15 protein-coding genes are annotated in these 16,819 nt (G+C 20.0%); 3 read left to right on the top strand and 12 right to left on the bottom strand.

Annotation, left to right across the window (positions count from 1 at the left end):
- Nucleotides 1-141 precede the first annotated feature (141 nt).
- From rsmA to nfo, 3 genes are all read right to left on the bottom strand, one after another.
- A complete protein-coding gene (rsmA, locus tag BUCICURV3402_RS00475; protein WP_154029154.1) occupies nucleotides 142-957 on the bottom strand; it encodes a 16S rRNA (adenine(1518)-N(6)/adenine(1519)-N(6))-dimethyltransferase RsmA in 816 nt (271 codons plus the stop codon).
- 362 nt (nucleotides 958-1,319) lie between these two features.
- The gene (gene rplY / locus BUCICURV3402_RS00470) at nucleotides 1,320-1,616 is read right to left on the bottom strand and encodes a 50S ribosomal protein L25 (protein ID WP_154029153.1); all 297 of its coding nucleotides are present in this window, start codon (nucleotides 1,614-1,616) and stop codon (nucleotides 1,320-1,322) included.
- A 142-nt stretch (nucleotides 1,617-1,758) separates the two neighbouring features.
- Complete coding sequence (gene nfo, locus BUCICURV3402_RS00465) at nucleotides 1,759-2,628, bottom strand: deoxyribonuclease IV (RefSeq protein ID WP_154029432.1); 870 nt, start codon at nucleotides 2,626-2,628, stop codon at nucleotides 1,759-1,761.
- A 305-nt stretch (nucleotides 2,629-2,933) separates the two neighbouring features.
- Here nfo and BUCICURV3402_RS00460 point away from each other — a divergent pair, with 305 nt between their 5' ends.
- Complete coding sequence (locus tag BUCICURV3402_RS00460) at nucleotides 2,934-3,815, top strand: glycine--tRNA ligase subunit alpha (protein ID WP_154029152.1); 882 nt, start codon at nucleotides 2,934-2,936, stop codon at nucleotides 3,813-3,815.
- Between the two features lie 3 nt (nucleotides 3,816-3,818).
- A complete protein-coding gene (glyS, locus tag BUCICURV3402_RS00455) occupies nucleotides 3,819-5,900 on the top strand; it encodes a glycine--tRNA ligase subunit beta (RefSeq protein ID WP_154029151.1) in 2,082 nt (693 codons plus the stop codon).
- A gap of 395 nt (nucleotides 5,901-6,295) precedes the next feature.
- On the opposite strand, the gene BUCICURV3402_RS00450 is transcribed toward glyS, so the two are convergent.
- The 8 genes from BUCICURV3402_RS00450 to BUCICURV3402_RS00415 all read right to left on the bottom strand — a co-directional run bounded on the left by BUCICURV3402_RS00450 (nucleotide 6,296) and on the right by BUCICURV3402_RS00415 (nucleotide 14,422).
- Nucleotides 6,296-6,610, bottom strand: coding sequence for an integration host factor subunit alpha (locus BUCICURV3402_RS00450; protein WP_154029150.1), 315 nt, complete (start codon nucleotides 6,608-6,610; stop codon nucleotides 6,296-6,298).
- 4 nt (nucleotides 6,611-6,614) lie between these two features.
- Complete coding sequence (gene pheT / locus BUCICURV3402_RS00445; RefSeq protein ID WP_154029149.1) at nucleotides 6,615-9,008, bottom strand: phenylalanine--tRNA ligase subunit beta; 2,394 nt, start codon at nucleotides 9,006-9,008, stop codon at nucleotides 6,615-6,617.
- 15 nt (nucleotides 9,009-9,023) lie between these two features.
- Nucleotides 9,024-10,028: a phenylalanine--tRNA ligase subunit alpha gene (pheS, locus tag BUCICURV3402_RS00440; protein ID WP_430809736.1), complete on the bottom strand. Its 1,005-nt coding sequence runs from the start codon at nucleotides 10,026-10,028 to the stop codon at nucleotides 9,024-9,026.
- Nucleotides 10,029-10,144: 116 nt separating this feature from the next.
- The gene (gene rplT / locus BUCICURV3402_RS00435; RefSeq protein ID WP_154029148.1) at nucleotides 10,145-10,504 is read right to left on the bottom strand and encodes a 50S ribosomal protein L20; all 360 of its coding nucleotides are present in this window, start codon (nucleotides 10,502-10,504) and stop codon (nucleotides 10,145-10,147) included.
- 49 nt (nucleotides 10,505-10,553) lie between these two features.
- A complete protein-coding gene (gene rpmI / locus BUCICURV3402_RS00430) occupies nucleotides 10,554-10,751 on the bottom strand; it encodes a 50S ribosomal protein L35 (protein ID WP_154029147.1) in 198 nt (65 codons plus the stop codon).
- A gap of 65 nt (nucleotides 10,752-10,816) precedes the next feature.
- Nucleotides 10,817-11,353: a translation initiation factor IF-3 gene (gene infC, locus BUCICURV3402_RS00425; RefSeq protein ID WP_154029146.1), complete on the bottom strand. Its 537-nt coding sequence runs from the start codon at nucleotides 11,351-11,353 to the stop codon at nucleotides 10,817-10,819.
- Between the two features lie 3 nt (nucleotides 11,354-11,356).
- Nucleotides 11,357-13,291: a threonine--tRNA ligase gene (thrS, locus tag BUCICURV3402_RS00420; protein ID WP_154029145.1), complete on the bottom strand. Its 1,935-nt coding sequence runs from the start codon at nucleotides 13,289-13,291 to the stop codon at nucleotides 11,357-11,359.
- 81 nt (nucleotides 13,292-13,372) lie between these two features.
- Nucleotides 13,373-14,422: a 3-deoxy-7-phosphoheptulonate synthase gene (locus BUCICURV3402_RS00415; protein ID WP_154029144.1), complete on the bottom strand. Its 1,050-nt coding sequence runs from the start codon at nucleotides 14,420-14,422 to the stop codon at nucleotides 13,373-13,375.
- Between the two features lie 710 nt (nucleotides 14,423-15,132).
- Here BUCICURV3402_RS00415 and BUCICURV3402_RS00410 point away from each other — a divergent pair.
- Entirely contained in the window at nucleotides 15,133-15,477 is a 345-nt protein-coding gene (locus BUCICURV3402_RS00410; RefSeq protein WP_232036843.1) for a HesB/IscA family protein, read from the top strand.
- 44 nt (nucleotides 15,478-15,521) lie between these two features.
- On the opposite strand, the gene tyrS is transcribed toward BUCICURV3402_RS00410, so the two are convergent.
- Nucleotides 15,522-16,811 carry a tyrosine--tRNA ligase gene (gene tyrS, locus BUCICURV3402_RS00405; RefSeq protein ID WP_154029142.1) on the bottom strand — a complete coding sequence of 430 codons (1,290 nt, stop codon included), beginning with the start codon at nucleotides 16,809-16,811 and terminating at the stop codon, nucleotides 15,522-15,524.
- Nucleotides 16,812-16,819 lie beyond the last annotated feature (8 nt).

The raw sequence follows: 16,819 nt of genomic DNA, 5'->3' as shown, positions 1-16,819 counted from the left end.
AATAATTAATATTTTAATATTAACAAGGACGTTAAAAAAAATGAAAAATAAAATTTATATATCAATTATTAAATATATTTTAAGCTTAATTCAAATAAAATGTATTTTTAATTAAAAATAATAAATAATATTGTTATTATATTAATTTTGTATTTTCAAAAATTCTTTAGCTAATAAAAAATATTGAGATACTCTAATATTTTCTGCTCGAACATAAGGATTAATACCTAAAGAAAATAATTGATTTTTAGAAAATAATTTAGATAAATTTTTATTTAAAAACTTACGCCTATGCTGAAAAGCATTACGAGTAATTAATTCTAAAGCAAAAAAATATTTTTCTATTTTAGATTGAGGGTATATTTCTCGAGGAATAAATTGTAAAAAAACAGAATCTACTTTTGGTATAGGAAAAAAATTACATTTATTAACATTTATAATTGATTTAATGTAATAAAAATGTTGAGCAATTACACTTAATCTACCATATTCCTTATTTCCCGGAGATGCTAATAATCTATTAGCTACTTCTTTTTGAAACATAAAATGCATATCATAAATATTTTGAATATATCTAATAGTACTTAAAAAAAAACATGAAGAAATATTATATGGTAAATTACCTATAAAACGATATAAAATATTTTTTTTATCAGAAAAAAAATATATAAAATTAAATTTCATAACATCAGTTAAAATAACTTTTATTTTTTTAAAATATATACTTTGTAATAAAAAAAAAACAATATTTTCATCTATCTCTAAAACTGTCATTTTTTTTATAAAACTACAGATAGGGAATGTCAATGCACCAAAACCTGGTCCAATTTCAATAACATTATCATTTTTAATGAAATTTATTTTTTCTATAATTTTGTTAATAATTTTTTTATTTATTAAAAAATTTTGCCCGAACTTTTTAATTGAAATATGTTTTTTATATATTAAATCATTCATTTTTTTTCCTAAAAAGTTTTTTAAAAAATTTTATAAAATAATATAAAAATAATAAATTGTAAAATATTTCTTTCTAATATTTATTAAAAAGTTAATAAATCAAATACTTTTATTTATAAAGACCTTAAAAAAATAAAATAATATTTTTTTATTATATATAAATAATGTTTATTATTCTAAATAAACGGCACGAAAAATTTTTATAAAAATAATAATTAAAATTAAATTTATAAAAAATGTGTGCCGATAAAAATATTTAATAAATATAAAGAAAATACAAAAAAATTATTTAAAATAAATATTTTTTTATTTGTCAAATATATTTTATATAAAAAAATATTAAAAATTATTTATATATGCAATTATTTAATACATAAAAAATCTATATGTAATAATATTGGTTTATATACATGACGCTGAATATCTTGTACAATAACAAAAAATTTTTTATTTTCCAAAGAAATTAATAATTCACTTGAATAAAAAATATCATTTTTTTGTAAATTAAAAATTATATCATGTTCTATTAAAATTAATAATTCCTTTTCTAAAAACTGTTTACCATATATTATACTTGGAATTTGATGATTAATTCTTCGTATATAACGACTATTATTTGTACCAAATTTATTACGATAAACGGCATTAAATTTTATCATATTTATACAACCTTATGAAATATTAAAATTTTTTTTAAAAATTCAAATAAATATTAAATATAATATAATTCTATAAAAATTATAGATATATAAAATTAATTTCATTAATTAAATTATATATAATATTAGATAAAAAAATATTTTATACACTAAAAATACTATTTTTATGTAATAATGATGTTTTCTTTAACCAAAAAATTTCATCTTTTCTTATATCACTATTTTTTGTTTCTAGAATAATAGGAATTTTTTGAAATTCAGTTGCTTGTATAATACGAGAAAAAACATTCTTTTTTATTTTACCAAAACCTAAATTATGATGTCGATCTAATCGACTATTAAACTTTCCTTTAGAATCATTTATATGAATACCTAATAAATATTTAAATCCTATTAAATTATTAAATTTATTAAATGTATACAAAAAATAATCAATGTTGTTAAGTTGATATCCTGAAGCAAATAAATGGCAAGTATCCAAACATACACCAATTCTAGATTTATCTTCAATTTTATCAATAATAGATGCTAAATGCTCAAAACAATATCCAACACTACTTCCTTGACCTGCTGTATTCTCTAAAACAATAATTATCTTTTTAGTTTTACTTAAAATGAAGTTTATAGAATTAGAAATGTTTTCTAAACATTGTTTTTCATTAATTTTATATAAATGATTACCAGGGTGTACATTTATCATAGTTAAACCTAATTTATAACAAGAATTAATCTCTTGAATAAAAGACTGACACGATCTTTTCTTCATTTCTTTATTTGGATGACCTAAATTAATCAAATAACTACTATGAGGTAAAATTTGTGAAGAAGAATAATGATATTTTTTACAAGCTTTACGAAAATTAAATACTGTATCTTTTTCTAAAGGTTTTTTATTCCATCTTAATGGATTATTAATAAAAAATGAAAAAGCTGTTGCTTCTAATTTAAAAGCCCTTAAAACAGATTTTTCTAATCCTCCAGCCACACTAACATGTGCCCCTATATATTTTATCACAATTAATTAATCCTTTTAAAAACATATATTATAATTATTAAAAATAAATATAGTATACATATACTACTTTGATTATAATAATCATTAGAATAGATAAAAAAAATAATATAAGTTTAATATAAATATACTATTAATTTATATTAATATAATTTTTTTAAAATAAATATTTTAAAATTCAAAAAACAAATAAAATTATTTAAAAATAAATAATTTTATCAAAATTAATATAAATACTTTAATAAATTTTAATTTATATAAATATATTAAAAATTTTTAAGAGTATTTCTAAAAAAAGAAAAATAATGTCAAAAATAGAATATACATTTTATAAAATGATTTATATGTTAAAAAAATTCTGGCATCAAAATAAATGTACAATTTTACAACCACTAGATATATCTGTTGGAGCAGGAACATTTCATCATCATACCTTTTTTAATGTTCTTAAAAAGGAACCTATATCAATTGCTTATATACAACCATCAAGAAGACCCTCTGATGGAAGATATACAACTAGCCCTAATAGACTACAACATTATTATCAATTTCAGGTTATTATGAAACCATTTCCTGAAAATATACAAAAATTATATTTACTTTCTTTAAAAAATACTGGAATTGATATTAATAATAATGATATTAGGTTTATAGAAGATAATTGGGAAAATCCTACATTAGGGGCGTCTGGTCTAGGATGGGAAATATGGTTAAACGGAATGGAAATCACACAGATTACATATTTTCAACAAATGGGAGGAATTAATTGTAATCAACCTACAATCGAAATAACATATGGATTAGAAAGAATTGCTATGCATATACAAAATATAAATAATATATATGACATATTGTGGGATAGTAATTCAGAAAAAAAAACAAAATATTCTGATATATTTTTACACAATGAACAGGAAAATTCTTCTTATAACTTTGAATTTTCTAATACAAATCATTTATTAAAATTATTTAAATTACATATTCAAGAGGCGGATAGATTAATTAAATTACCTAATCCATTACCTATTCCTGCATATGAACAAATGTTATATGCTATTCATTACTTTAATTTATTAGATTGTAAAAAGATATTATCTACTACTGACCGAACAGACTATATTTTAAAAATAAGAAAAAAAATCAAAAAAATTGCTATACAATATATATGTATTTATAATAAAGGATAAATTATGAATCAAAAAATATTATTAATAGAAATACAAACAGAAGATTTACCTAGCAAAGAACTTAAAAATATAGCAGAATATTTTCATAGTTCTTTTAAAAAAGAACTAAATAAAAATAAAATAAAATATAAATCAATTATTTTATTCTATACTTCTAAAAAAATAGCTTTAAAAATTTTTTCTTTATCTTATATTAACAAATTAAAATATATTAGAAAAATAGGACCTCTAATAAATAAATCTTTTGATGAAAATAATAAAATAACAAAAATAGCTAAAAAATGGTTAGATCTAAATAAAATTTCTATTAAAAATACTAAAAAAATCTATATTAACAAAAATAAATATCTTTCTTATACTAGCACAAGTAAACCTCTATCTTTAAAAAAAATATTAAAAAAAATTATACCTAATACTATAAAAAAAATACCATTAAAAAAATCTATGCTATGGAAAGAAAATTCCATTAAATTTTCAAGACCAATACATAATATAATGGTTTTATTAGATGATAAAATTATTCAATTGAATATACCAGGTATTAATTCTAAAAACATTTCCTATGGACATTTTCTAATGTCTCCAAAAGAAATAATATTTAGCAATGCAAATCAATATACTACTGAATTATTTGAAAAAAAATATATACTCATTAGTTATGAAGAAAGAAAAAAAAAAATATTTGATCAAATAATAAATTTATCTAAAAAAATCAATAAATTAGTTACTATTAATAATAAGTTATTAGAAGAAATAGCCATATCTACAGAATGGCCAATAGCTCATATAGGTCAATTTAAAAAAAAATATTTAAAAATTCCTATAGAAATACTAGTCTATACTATGGAATGTAATCAAAAATATTTTCCTTTATATAATATTAAAACAAGAAAAATTACTAATTATTTTATTTTTATAAGTAATATCAAAACAATAAACTCAAAAAAGATAATTAAAGAAAATGAACAAGTTTTATACTCTAAACTAAGTAATATTGATTTTTTTATAAAAAAAGATCAAAACATAAAATTCTCTGAAAGATTAATTTTGCTAAAAAATATTTCCTTTCAAAAAAAACTTGGATCTATGTATGATAAAACATTAAGAATAAAAAAATTAAGTAAATATATTGCAAAAATCATAAATTCTAATTTAAATTTAACAAAAAAATCTGCCATTTTATCTAAGTGTGACCTAACAACACATATAATAACAGAATGCACAGCTCTTCAAGGTATTATTGGTATGCATTATGCTTTACAAGATAAAGAAAAAAAAGATGTAGCCATACCAATTAAAGAACATTATTTACCTACGTTTTCTCAGTCAAGTTTACCTACTAAAAAAATATCATGCGCAATAAGTATTGCAGATAAAATTGACAGTATAACTGGAATTTTTAGTATTGGAAAATATCCTAAAAATAATAAAGATCCATTTGCATTGCGTAGAGCAGCAATAGGAATTATAAGAATAATAATTAAAAAAAAAATAAATATTAATTTAAAAAAATTAATTAAAAAATCAATTAATTTATACAAAAATATAAAACAAAAAAAAATAATACAAAAATCAATTTTACAATTTATATTTTCTAAATATATGTCTTTATATATAAAAAAACACAATAAAAATATTATCCTTTCTGTTTTATCTTTAAAATTAGTAAATCTTGTTGAAATAGATGTACGTATAAAAGCATTAACAAAATTTAAAAAAAACAATAATATGGAAAATATTTTAAAAATATATAAAAGAATTAATAATATTCTCTATAAAAAAATAGATACAATGAAAATAATTAAAGTTAATCCATTAACCTTAAAATGTATAAAAAATTTTACACAATACGAAAACAAACTTATTCAATCAATTAATTTTATTCAAAAAAAATTTAATACAAAAGAGCAAATAAATTATTTACTTTTATTAAAAAATATTCAAAAATTATGTCAACCTATAGAAGAATTTTTTGAAAATTCTTTTATATACGATAAAAATATTGAAATACGATCATATCGAATATTTATATTAAAAAAAATAAAGAAAATATTTTTATATATAACTAACTTTTCTTATTTATAAATTAACAATTTATTAATATTTTAAGAAATACATAAATATTTAAATATGACAATATAAAATATATATAATGAAATATTATACTGTATTAATAATTTTTATTATATTAATTTTAGTAAATTTATTAATTCATTTACTTTTTAATAGTATAAATATTTTTAATAAATAATATTTAAAACAATTAAACTAAATAATTTTTATTAATTTATAGAAAATTATTAAATAAATACAGTATAATTCTTACTTATAATTTATAAAATGTTTTATATTTTTTAAAAAAATATTAAACATTCATTATATATAATTATATATTAACTATTAATATGATTTTAAAAATAAAATTAATATTAAATAAAAGTTTTAATAAACTTAAAAAATCTATTTCTATAAAAATAGATTTAAGTAATATTATTTTTTATCTTTACATATTTTAATGACTCTACTCTATTTCTTAACTTTTGTCCTGGTTTAAAAACTACTACTCTTCGAGCTGAAATAGAAACATTTTCACCAGTCTTTGGATTTCTTCCGGGCCTTTGTTTTTTATCTCTTAGATAAAAATTACCAAAACCCGATAACTTGACTTCTTCTCCAATTTCCAGTGACTTACGTACTTCTTCAAAAAAAATTTCTACTAAATTTTTTATATCTTGTTTACTTAATTCTAGATTATTAAATAAATAATCTGAAATTTCTGCTTTGGTTAATACCATAAATTTATTCTCTTAAAGTTGCTCCTAATTTATCTTTTAAGGCAATAATACATTGAGAAATATTTAAATTAATATCAGATTCTTTAAGTGTATTTTTAATACTATTAAAAACAAAACAAATAGATACACTCTTTTTTTTAGGAGGTATATTTAATCCAAAATATACATCATATATATGTATATTAGTTTTTTTTATACTAATATTTTTGTAACATATATCAAGAATACTTTTAGTCAAAATATTTTTTGAAACAATTATAGAAATATCTCTTTTACTACTCGGTAAAATAGATATATATTTTACATTAATAGGATTTTTACTACAAATTTTTTTCCACATAATTTCAAATAAAATAATAGGATCTTTTAAATTAAAAATATTATGAAAAGTAATATCTAATACTCCAATTCGACCAATTAATTCACCAGATAAATAAATACCAGCACTTTTATCCGCACATAGACCAACATAATTTTCTGAAACAAATTCTATATAATCTAACTTTCCGCAAATATTCAAAATAGATTCAAGATCACCTTTTAAATCATAAAAATCAAATTTTCTATCTTTTAAATACCATTCACGACGACTAATAACTCCGCTAATTGCTGCAGATAAATACTCATTTTGAACAATTTTATCATTATTTTTTTTTACAAGACAAAAACATGATCCAGTCTCAAAGATACGGATAGATTCTTGTTGGCGTTTTTGATTATAAGAAATACAATTTATTAAACCAATCCACAAAGATAATCTCATTTCAGACATATCATTAGAAATAGGATTTTTAATTTTTAGTACATCAAATTTTGATAAAAAATGTTTTTGTATCATAGGATTTACAAAACTATAAGAAATAATTTCAAAATATCCACGATCTGAGAGAAATAATTTAATTCGTGATAATGATACTTTTTCTTTCTTATCTAGAAAATTATTTATATATTCTTTAGGTGGTACTGATTTAATATTCTTATAATCATAAATACGAATAATTTCACTAATTAAATCTTCAATAATAATAATATCAGAACGCCAGTATGGGGGGGTAACAAAAAAAATATCATTTTTTTCATAAAATGAAAAATAACCATTATCTAAAATAGAGATTACATCTTTTTTAGTAAAAATAACTCCAGAAATTTTATTTAATTTATTAATTGTCAATAAAAATATATTTGAAATAAAACTATTATTATTCATATTATATTTTTTATATTCTGAAGCATTCCCTCTGCATATATCAATTATTAATTTTTGAGTGTATTTAAAAATATTTTTTTGTATATTAGGATATATATTATATTTTGAATAATCTAATTGTCTATTTATTATAGGAATTAATACATTTCTCTTTTGTAAAAATTGATAATCAAAACAAATAGAACCTAGAAATAAATTTTTAGTAGAAAAATCCATAGTTGCATAGTTAGAATATTCCATATCTTCAAAAGATAAAATATTTTTGTTATCTGATAAAACAATAGTACCTTCTAACAAAGAAAAATCATTATTATATATATCTTTAATTATTTCTTTTTTTTCTATACATTTTATAAATAAATTTTTATTCAGTTTATCTAAATCAAAAACATGAAACCAATGTCCAGTTTCAATAAATATATAATTCAGAATATTTGTTATAATATTATTAGTTAACATACAAGATCTTCTTAATCGATCTTGCATCCAGAAAGGTAAAACAGATTTTAATTTTATTGAGTATAATTCACAAAAAATATATTGAATATTATTAATTTGAATATTAACATTAAAATTACATGAAAAAAGTTTTTTTTGATCTAAAGAAGATTTATATACTAATTTAGGTAAAGGTAAATTGTTTAATATTGCAATTTCTCTAGATATACCCCAAATAGAACGTAAATCTATACGGTTAAAAGGTATAGATAATTTAATTATACAAGTATTTTTATAAAAATAATCATTAAAATTTGATCCTATTTTAGCTGTATCTTCTAGAATAATAATATTATGATTATTTTTTTCTATGTTTAATTTACTATAAGAACCTAACCTATTACTTAAAATATTTTCATTAAAATCAAAAAGAAATTTATCAATATTTTTTTTTAAAAATTTTTTAGATAAAATAACTGGAACTTTAGTTCCAATTAATAAATACTTAGTTTCTTTATATATAATAAGAACATTTTTATTTTTATCAATACATACTGTATATACAATTAATTTTTTATTTATATTATATATTTTTTTTGAAATAATTTGACCTATAACTGTATTTAAAAAAAGAATCTTATTTTCTTTAATGAACTCTGCCTCACAACCAAAATCTGTTAATTGTCTACATATCTTTTTACTTGAAATAGACAAATTAATCCATTTATGTAACCATTCTTCACCAAACTTCATTTGTAATAATCTCTATTAAACAAACTGTTTTAAAAATCGTATATCGTTTTCAAAAAAATAACGAATGTCAGATACTGAATATTTTAACATAGCAATTCTTTCTATACCAACACCAAACGCGCAAGCTGAATAAACATTATGATCAATTTTACAGTTTTTTAAAACATTAGGATGAACCATTCCACAACCTAAAATTTCTAACCAATTTCCATATTTATCTTGAATATCCATTTCTGCTGAAGGACAAGTAAAAGGAAAATATGAACTTCGAAAACGTAATTTAACATCTTTTTTCAAAATTTGTGTAATAAAATTTTCTAAAATCCATTTTAAATTTGAAAAAGAAATTGATTTATCTACTATTAAACCTTCAATTTGATGAAACATAGGAGTATGTGTATGATCATAATCACGGCGATATACTTTTCCAGGAAAAATAGCTCTTATTGGATAAGAATATTTTTCTAAAATTCTCACTTGCATACTAGACGTTTGAGTACGTAAAATATGATTAGAATTAAACCAAAAAGTATCATTTATACTTCTTGACGGATGATTATTTGGTATATTTAAAGAATCAAAATTATAATATACATCTTCTAATTCTGGACCATAATATGTTAAAAAACCCAAGTGATTAAAAATTTTTTTCATTTCATTAATAACTATAGTAATGGGATGCAAACTACCACGTTCAAATTTTCTACCAGGTAAAGAATAATCAAAAAAAGATTTATTTTTTTTTTCTTTTAATATATCTCTATGTATTTTTTTTTTTTTATTATTAATTTTATTTTTAATATTTTTTTTAAAATCATTCAAAATAACACTACATTGTATACGCTCAGAAATATTTAATTTAATTAATTTATTAAAATAAAAAGATATAACACTATTTTTTCCCAAATACTTAGATTGAAAATTATTTAATGAGTTAATATTATCTATTTCTTTCATTTCTAAAATTGCTAATTTAAAAATTTTTTTTAAAGATTGATGAATTTCTTTTTTTAATTTCACGTTTATACCAACATACTAAAATTATAATATAAATATATTTTTAATAAATATTTTTCATATACATAGGGAGATTGGTTACTCCCTCAAATAAAGTTTATAAAAATTTTGTTAATTTATTAATTAATTAAAGCTTTTTTTGAATAATCTATTAATAAACCAAATGTATCTCTATCAAAAACCGCTGTTTCTGCTAATATTTTTCGATTAATATTAATTGATGATATTTTTAAACCATGTATAAATTGACTATATGATAAATTATAATTTTGAGCAGCTGCATTTATTCTAATAATCCATAATTTTCTAAAATTCCTTTTTTTATTACGTCTATCTCTATAAGCATACTGCCCTGCTTTAATAACAGCTTGATTTGCAACACGATACACTCTAGAACGCGCCCCATAATAACCTTTTGCTAATTTAATTACTTTTTTATGACGAGCGTGTGCTGTAACACCTCTTTTTACACGTGCCATTAAAAATCTCCTTTATAAGTTATCAAGTACATAAAATTTTTATTAAAAATTAAATATAAGGAAGAAAAAAAGAAATTTTACTTCGATCTGATGATGAAATAATAACCTTTTTGCGAAGATGACGTTTATAATTAGTATTTTTTTTCGTTAAAATATGACGTAAATTTGCTTGTTTTCGCTTAAATTGACCAGAAGCAGTTTTTTTAAACCTTTTTGAAGCACTGCGTAAAGTTTTAATTTTAGGCATAAATATTCCAAAATAAAAAAATATCTTATATTAAAAATTAAATAAAATAAATTATATAAATAAATTTATTTCTTCGGAGATAAAATCATTACCATTTGCCTGCCTTCGATTCTTCTTGGAAATGATTCAACATTTGCTAAAATAGATAAATCATTTTTTAATCGATTTAACATGTTAACCCCAATACTTTGATGGGCCATTTCCCGACCTCTAAACCTAAGAGTAATTTTTACTTTATGACTATCTTTTAAAAATCGTATTAAACTTCTTAATTTAACTTCATAATCTCCTTTATCTGTACTTGGTCTAAATTTTATTTCTTTCATTTGAACTATCTTTTGTCTCTTTTTCTGTTTTTTAAGAGCTTTACTTTTTTCATACAAAAATTTACCATAATTCATAATACGACATACCGGGGGTATAGAATTAGGACTAATTTCAACTAAATCAAATCCATATACTTTAGCTTGTTCTAATGCTTTATAAAGACTAGTAATTCCTAGTTGTTCACCGTCTAAACCCATTAATCTTACTTTAGAAGAAATAATTTCTTTATTAATACGATGGGGACGGGATAATTGATTTTTTTTTCCGACTTTTATACTCTAGCCCTCCATATTGATATCATGTATACTATAATTTTTAATATTATTAATAATATTTTCAATAAAAATATTAATATTTTGTTGATATAGTTTATTAGAAAACCTATTTCTTATTGTTATATCATTATTTTTTACTTCTCTATCTCCACATATTATAATATATGGTATTTTTTTATTAATATAATTACGAATTTTAAAACTAATACTGTTAGATGTAATATCTGAAATAGCCCTTATTTTATAAGATAAAAATAATTTCATTATTTTTTCTACATAAGAGATATGTATAGTAGAGATATTTATAATAACTACTTGAATTGGACATAACCATATAGGTAAACTTCCATTATATTCTTCAATTAAAATACCTATAAATCTTTCTATAGAACCTAAAAAAGCTCTATGAATAATAATAGGATATTTTTTAAAATTATCTCTATTTATATAGAAGGCATTTAATTTTTTAGATAAATAAAAATCTAATTGAATAGTTCCACATTGCCATATTCTCTGCAAAGAATCCTCTAAGGCAATTTCAATTTTAGGACCATAAAATGCTCCTTCACCTAATTGATATTGAAAAGATAATCCGTGATCTTTTAAAACGGATTCTAAATCATTTTCTGCTTGATCCCAAATATCATCACTACCAATTCTTTTTTCTGGACGAGTTGAAAATTTTATAGTAATTTTTTTAAAACCAAATGTATTATATAAATCAAATAATAAATTAATACAATTATTTAATTCTAATTTAATTTGTTTTTTAGTACAAAAAATATGTGCATCATCTTGAGTAAAACCACGTACACGCATTAATCCATGTAAAGAACCTGAAGATTCTTTTCTATGGCAACTACCAAACTCAGACATGCGTATTGGTAAATCTTTATAAGATTTTAAACCATATTTAAAAATTTGAACATGAGCTGGACAATTCATGGGTTTTATACAATATTCTCTGTTTTCAGATTTTGTAACAAAAATAGATGAATTATAATATTTCCAGTGACCACTTTTTTTCCAAAGTTTTTTATCTAAAATAACAGGACTCTTTACTTCTATATAATTATTTTTAATTAACTTATCACGAATAAAACTTTCTAATTGTTTGAAAATAATATATCCATTTTCATGCCAAAATATCATACCAGGAGACTCTTTTTGAATATGATATAAATTTAAAAATTTTGCAATTTTACGATGATCACGTTTTTCTAATTCTTTTTCTTTCGAAACAAACTCTATTAACCGTCTTTTTGAAACTTGAACGATAACATGAATCCTTTGTAACATTTTATTTTCTTTTTTATTATTCCAATATGCTCCTGAAATATCTTTTAATAAAAAGTATTTACAAAACTTAATATTAAATACTTGAGGTTGTTTAGAAAATTCACAATAATCTTCATGATAACAAATATTAATACTATTTTCATTAACTGATTGTTTATTAATAATACTAATTTGATAAATCTCATTTTTTTTTTTTAATAATTTTAAAAAATCTTTTTTAAAAATGGTTTTTGTATATATTTCATATGAATTAGAAGCTTTTTCTAACATATTTATAGAAATACTATTTAAATCTTGTTTTGTTAAAATATATAACATATCTATATCACAATAAAAACCAGATTCAGTTATACATCCACCTGCTATTTTTACATTTGGCCACATAGATTTTAATATACGATTTAATAATTGCATACAAGAACGTTTTACCATTTGTAAAAACATTTTATTGTTTTCATCAATCATTATAATTGATGAATCATGATATACTAATGTATTTAAATCAACTAATTTATTATCTATAAATCCAGCAATAAAATGTGATAAATGTTTTGGATATACATCTTTAAAAATTTTTTTTAAAGTAACAGGGCTTTTATATATCTTTTTAATTCCATCGCATGTTGTAACAACCTGCATATTTAATCCTTAAAAAAAATTATATTAAATAAAATTCATATTCTAATATAAAAATAAATATTTTTTATATTTATAAAAAATTTAAAAACGAACCTTAATAGATTCAGATAATTGTTCTAATATAGCAACACTTTCTTCCCAGCCTAAACAAGAATCAGTAATAGATTGACCAAATACTAATTCTTTTATATTACATATTTTTTGTGAACCTTCTTTTAAAAAACTTTCGATCATAACTCCAGAGATAGAAGTAGATTTATTATAAATTTGACGTGCAACTGATGTGGATACATTTAACTGTCTTTTATAATCTTTTAACGAATTGGCATGACTAAAATCAACTATTAAATTATCAGGTAAATCAAATTTTTTTAATTCTTGAACTGCAAAATCAATATCTGATTTATGATAATTGGGTAATTTTCCACCACGCATTATAATATGCGCATAATGATTCCCTTGTGTGCGATGAATTACAGTTCTTCCATATTTATCTGGAGATAAAAATAAATGACTTGCTTTTGCAGAACGAATTGCATCAATTGCAATAGAAATATTGCCATCAGTTCCATTTTTAAAACCTATAGGACATGGTAAATAAGAAGCAAGCTCTCTATGCACTTGACTTTCAGTAGTACGAGCCCCAATTGCCCCCCAACTAATTAAATCAAAAATAAATTGACTTACTGTAGAATCTAAAAATTCTGTTGCAGTTGGAACACCTAATTTATTAATTTTTAATAATAATTTTCTTGCTATTGCTAATCCATCATTTACATTAAAACTACCATCTAAATATGGATCAGATATTAAACCTGTCCAACCTAATACTGTACGAGGTTTTTCAAAATATGTTCTCATAACAATTTCTAAATAAGAAGAATATTTATTACGTAATGTCTTTATTCTTTTAGCATATTCTATTGCTGCTATAGGATCATGTATAGAACACGGACCTATAATAACTAGTAATCTTTTATCTTGACCTGATAAAATTTTCTGTATATTATCACGTGTCAACTGAATTAAATTATAAACTGTAGGGGTTATTTTGTAACGTTCAAATAAAATTTTTGGAGTTATTAACAAACTATTTTTTTTTAAATTAATTAATTCATCAATTTTTTTCATTTTATTCTCTATATAATTTTATAAAAATGTAAATATAAACTACTCATAATAAACTATAAAAAAATAAATATATATAAATAAAAAAATATTATATTAGCTAGTATAGCTAAAAAATAAAATTCATTAAAAAAATCCATATATAAAATTAATATATTTATTTTATATAAAATATAATAACATATTCAAATACAGTAATTGAAATTTAATAAAATTAAATAATATTATATATTATTATTTTAATAAAAAATAAATTATATATAGAATAAAAAAATAAGATTTTTTTAAATATTTTATGTATATAAAAATATTTCTTAAATCATTAAACTAATAATATAAAAATATTTTTCTATTAAAATACTTAAAATAACATAAAAATCATTACTTTTATACAAAATTATTTTTTAAAAATAAAAACATTAAATTATAATTTATGATACATAATTAAAATTTTTTATATAAAAATTAATAAATATATTAACTAAATTGACATCAATATAAAAAAAATAATGATTTTATAATATAAAAAAGATATAATTCTAATCAGTAAAAGTTAATTTATTTACAAGATTTATATAAAAAACTTAAATAATTTAATAATAAATTTATTTAATAAAATAATTATCTAGATACATATAAAAATAATATAATTAATAGTTTTATAGAAAATATTATTAATAATCTTCAAATATATTTATTCAAATATGAAAATTATGAAAAAAAATACAAAAAAAACACCAATCAAAATAACTAAAAAAGCAACAAAACAAATATTATTTTTATTAAATCAAGAAAAAAAAAGCAAAGGAATTAAAATAAAAATAAAAAAATCTGGATGCGCTGGATTTAAATATATACTAAAATTAGCATATAATATTTATAATTCTGATGATATTTTTGTAATAAAAAACATTAAATTTATTATTCCAAAAGATATAATATCAAAATTAGAAACAACTACTATAGATTTTTCTAAAACAGGACTAAATTATTCATTTACATTTAAAAATAAAAATCATATTTCTACTTGTGGTTGCGGGGAAAGTTTCAATATATAAAAATATTGAAACTTAAAATATTTTAAAAAAAATAAAATATATAATTAAATTTTCCAAAAAACAAGAACATAATTTTTTTTCCCTCTACACAATAGTGTATATTTATTATGTAATAAATCTGATGAAGAAAAAAAATAATTTTTTTGATTTTGTACTGCGCCATTTATACATATAGCTCCAGAAACTATCATATTTCTAGCCTGATTTAAAGAAACAGATAATGATGACAGTACTAATAAATGCGGCAAATCTAAAAAATTTTTACAAACAATAGACGGAATTCCATCTTGAAGTAATTGAATAAAATCTTCTTCTTTAATATTCTGAATAGGTCCACCTTTAAATAAAAAATTTATAATACGTTTAACAGAAGTTAAAGCGTGTTGACCATGTACAAAATGAGTTAAAAAATCTGCTAAAAAGATTTTTTTATTTATAATATTTGTTTTGTAATTAGTGTCACAAAACTTAATATCTATCATATTTATATCAATAGGAGTAAATAATGTAATAAAATTATTAATATCTTGATCTGAAATATTAATCCAAAATTGATAAAATTTATAAGGACTAGTTCGTTTAGGATCTAACCATATAGTAGTACCTTTTTCAGTTTTACCAAACTTCTTTCCACTTGTATCTGTTAATAATGAATTAGTAGCACCGAATACTTCATCATTATATAACTTCTTAATTAAATGTATACCAGACAAAATATTACCCCATTGATCAGATCCTCCAATCTGTAATTTAACTCCATATCGTTTATATAAAATAGAAAAATCATATGCTTGCATCAAGCTATATGAAAATTCGGTAAACGACATACCTGTTTTTTCTTTTAGTAATCTTTTTTTAACTGATTTTTTATGAATCATATAATTTATAGAAAAATGTATTCCAATTTTTCTTAAAAAAGACAATATAGAAATGTCTTGAAACCAAGAATAATTATTTAATATTAATGCTTTATTTTTAATATGATTACTATCATCAAAAAAAAATAATAACTGTTTTTCTAAACAAATTTGATTAAATTTTAAAAAATCCAATGAGTTCTTTTTTCTTTCTCGTTCCTTAAAACTAGGATCTCCGACTATACTTGTTGCTCCACCAATCAAAATAATTGGAGTATGACCAAAATTTTGAAAATATTTTAAGCATAAAATTGGCAATAAATGACCAATATGTAAACTACTATTTGTAGGATCAAAACCACAATATAAAAAAATTCTATTATTTTGTATATATTTATACAAATCTAATTTATTAAAAATTTGAGAAAAAAAATTTTTTTTTTCTAAAAAATCCATAATGTTAATTTTATTAACCATTCTAATAA

The organism is Buchnera aphidicola (Cinara curvipes) (assembly GCF_900698915.1).
GTDB classification, from domain to species: Bacteria; Pseudomonadota; Gammaproteobacteria; order Enterobacterales; family Enterobacteriaceae; genus Buchnera_F; species Buchnera_F aphidicola_AY.
This window is presented reverse-complemented; position numbering and strand designations above follow the sequence as displayed.

Bases quoted from the DNA above. Each gene is read 5' to 3' on its own strand.
- rsmA (WP_154029154.1), bottom strand. From the start codon at position 957: ATGAATGATTTAATATATAAAAAACATATTTCAATTAAAAAGTTCGGG.
- rplY (WP_154029153.1), bottom strand. From the start codon at position 1,616: ATGATAAAATTTAATGCCGTTTATCGTAATAAATTTGGTACAAATAAT.
- BUCICURV3402_RS00460 (WP_154029152.1), top strand. From the start codon at position 2,934: ATGTCAAAAATAGAATATACATTTTATAAAATGATTTATATGTTAAAA.
- glyS (WP_154029151.1), top strand. From the start codon at position 3,819: ATGAATCAAAAAATATTATTAATAGAAATACAAACAGAAGATTTACCT.
- BUCICURV3402_RS00450 (WP_154029150.1), bottom strand. From the start codon at position 6,610: ATGGTATTAACCAAAGCAGAAATTTCAGATTATTTATTTAATAATCTA.
- pheT (WP_154029149.1), bottom strand. From the start codon at position 9,008: ATGAAGTTTGGTGAAGAATGGTTACATAAATGGATTAATTTGTCTATT.
- rplT (WP_154029148.1), bottom strand. From the start codon at position 10,504: ATGGCACGTGTAAAAAGAGGTGTTACAGCACACGCTCGTCATAAAAAA.
- rpmI (WP_154029147.1), bottom strand. From the start codon at position 10,751: ATGCCTAAAATTAAAACTTTACGCAGTGCTTCAAAAAGGTTTAAAAAA.
- thrS (WP_154029145.1), bottom strand. From the start codon at position 13,291: ATGCAGGTTGTTACAACATGCGATGGAATTAAAAAGATATATAAAAGC.
- BUCICURV3402_RS00415 (WP_154029144.1), bottom strand. From the start codon at position 14,422: ATGAAAAAAATTGATGAATTAATTAATTTAAAAAAAAATAGTTTGTTA.
- BUCICURV3402_RS00410 (WP_232036843.1), top strand. From the start codon at position 15,133: ATGAAAAAAAATACAAAAAAAACACCAATCAAAATAACTAAAAAAGCA.
- tyrS (WP_154029142.1), bottom strand. From the start codon at position 16,811: ATGGTTAATAAAATTAACATTATGGATTTTTTAGAAAAAAAAAATTTT.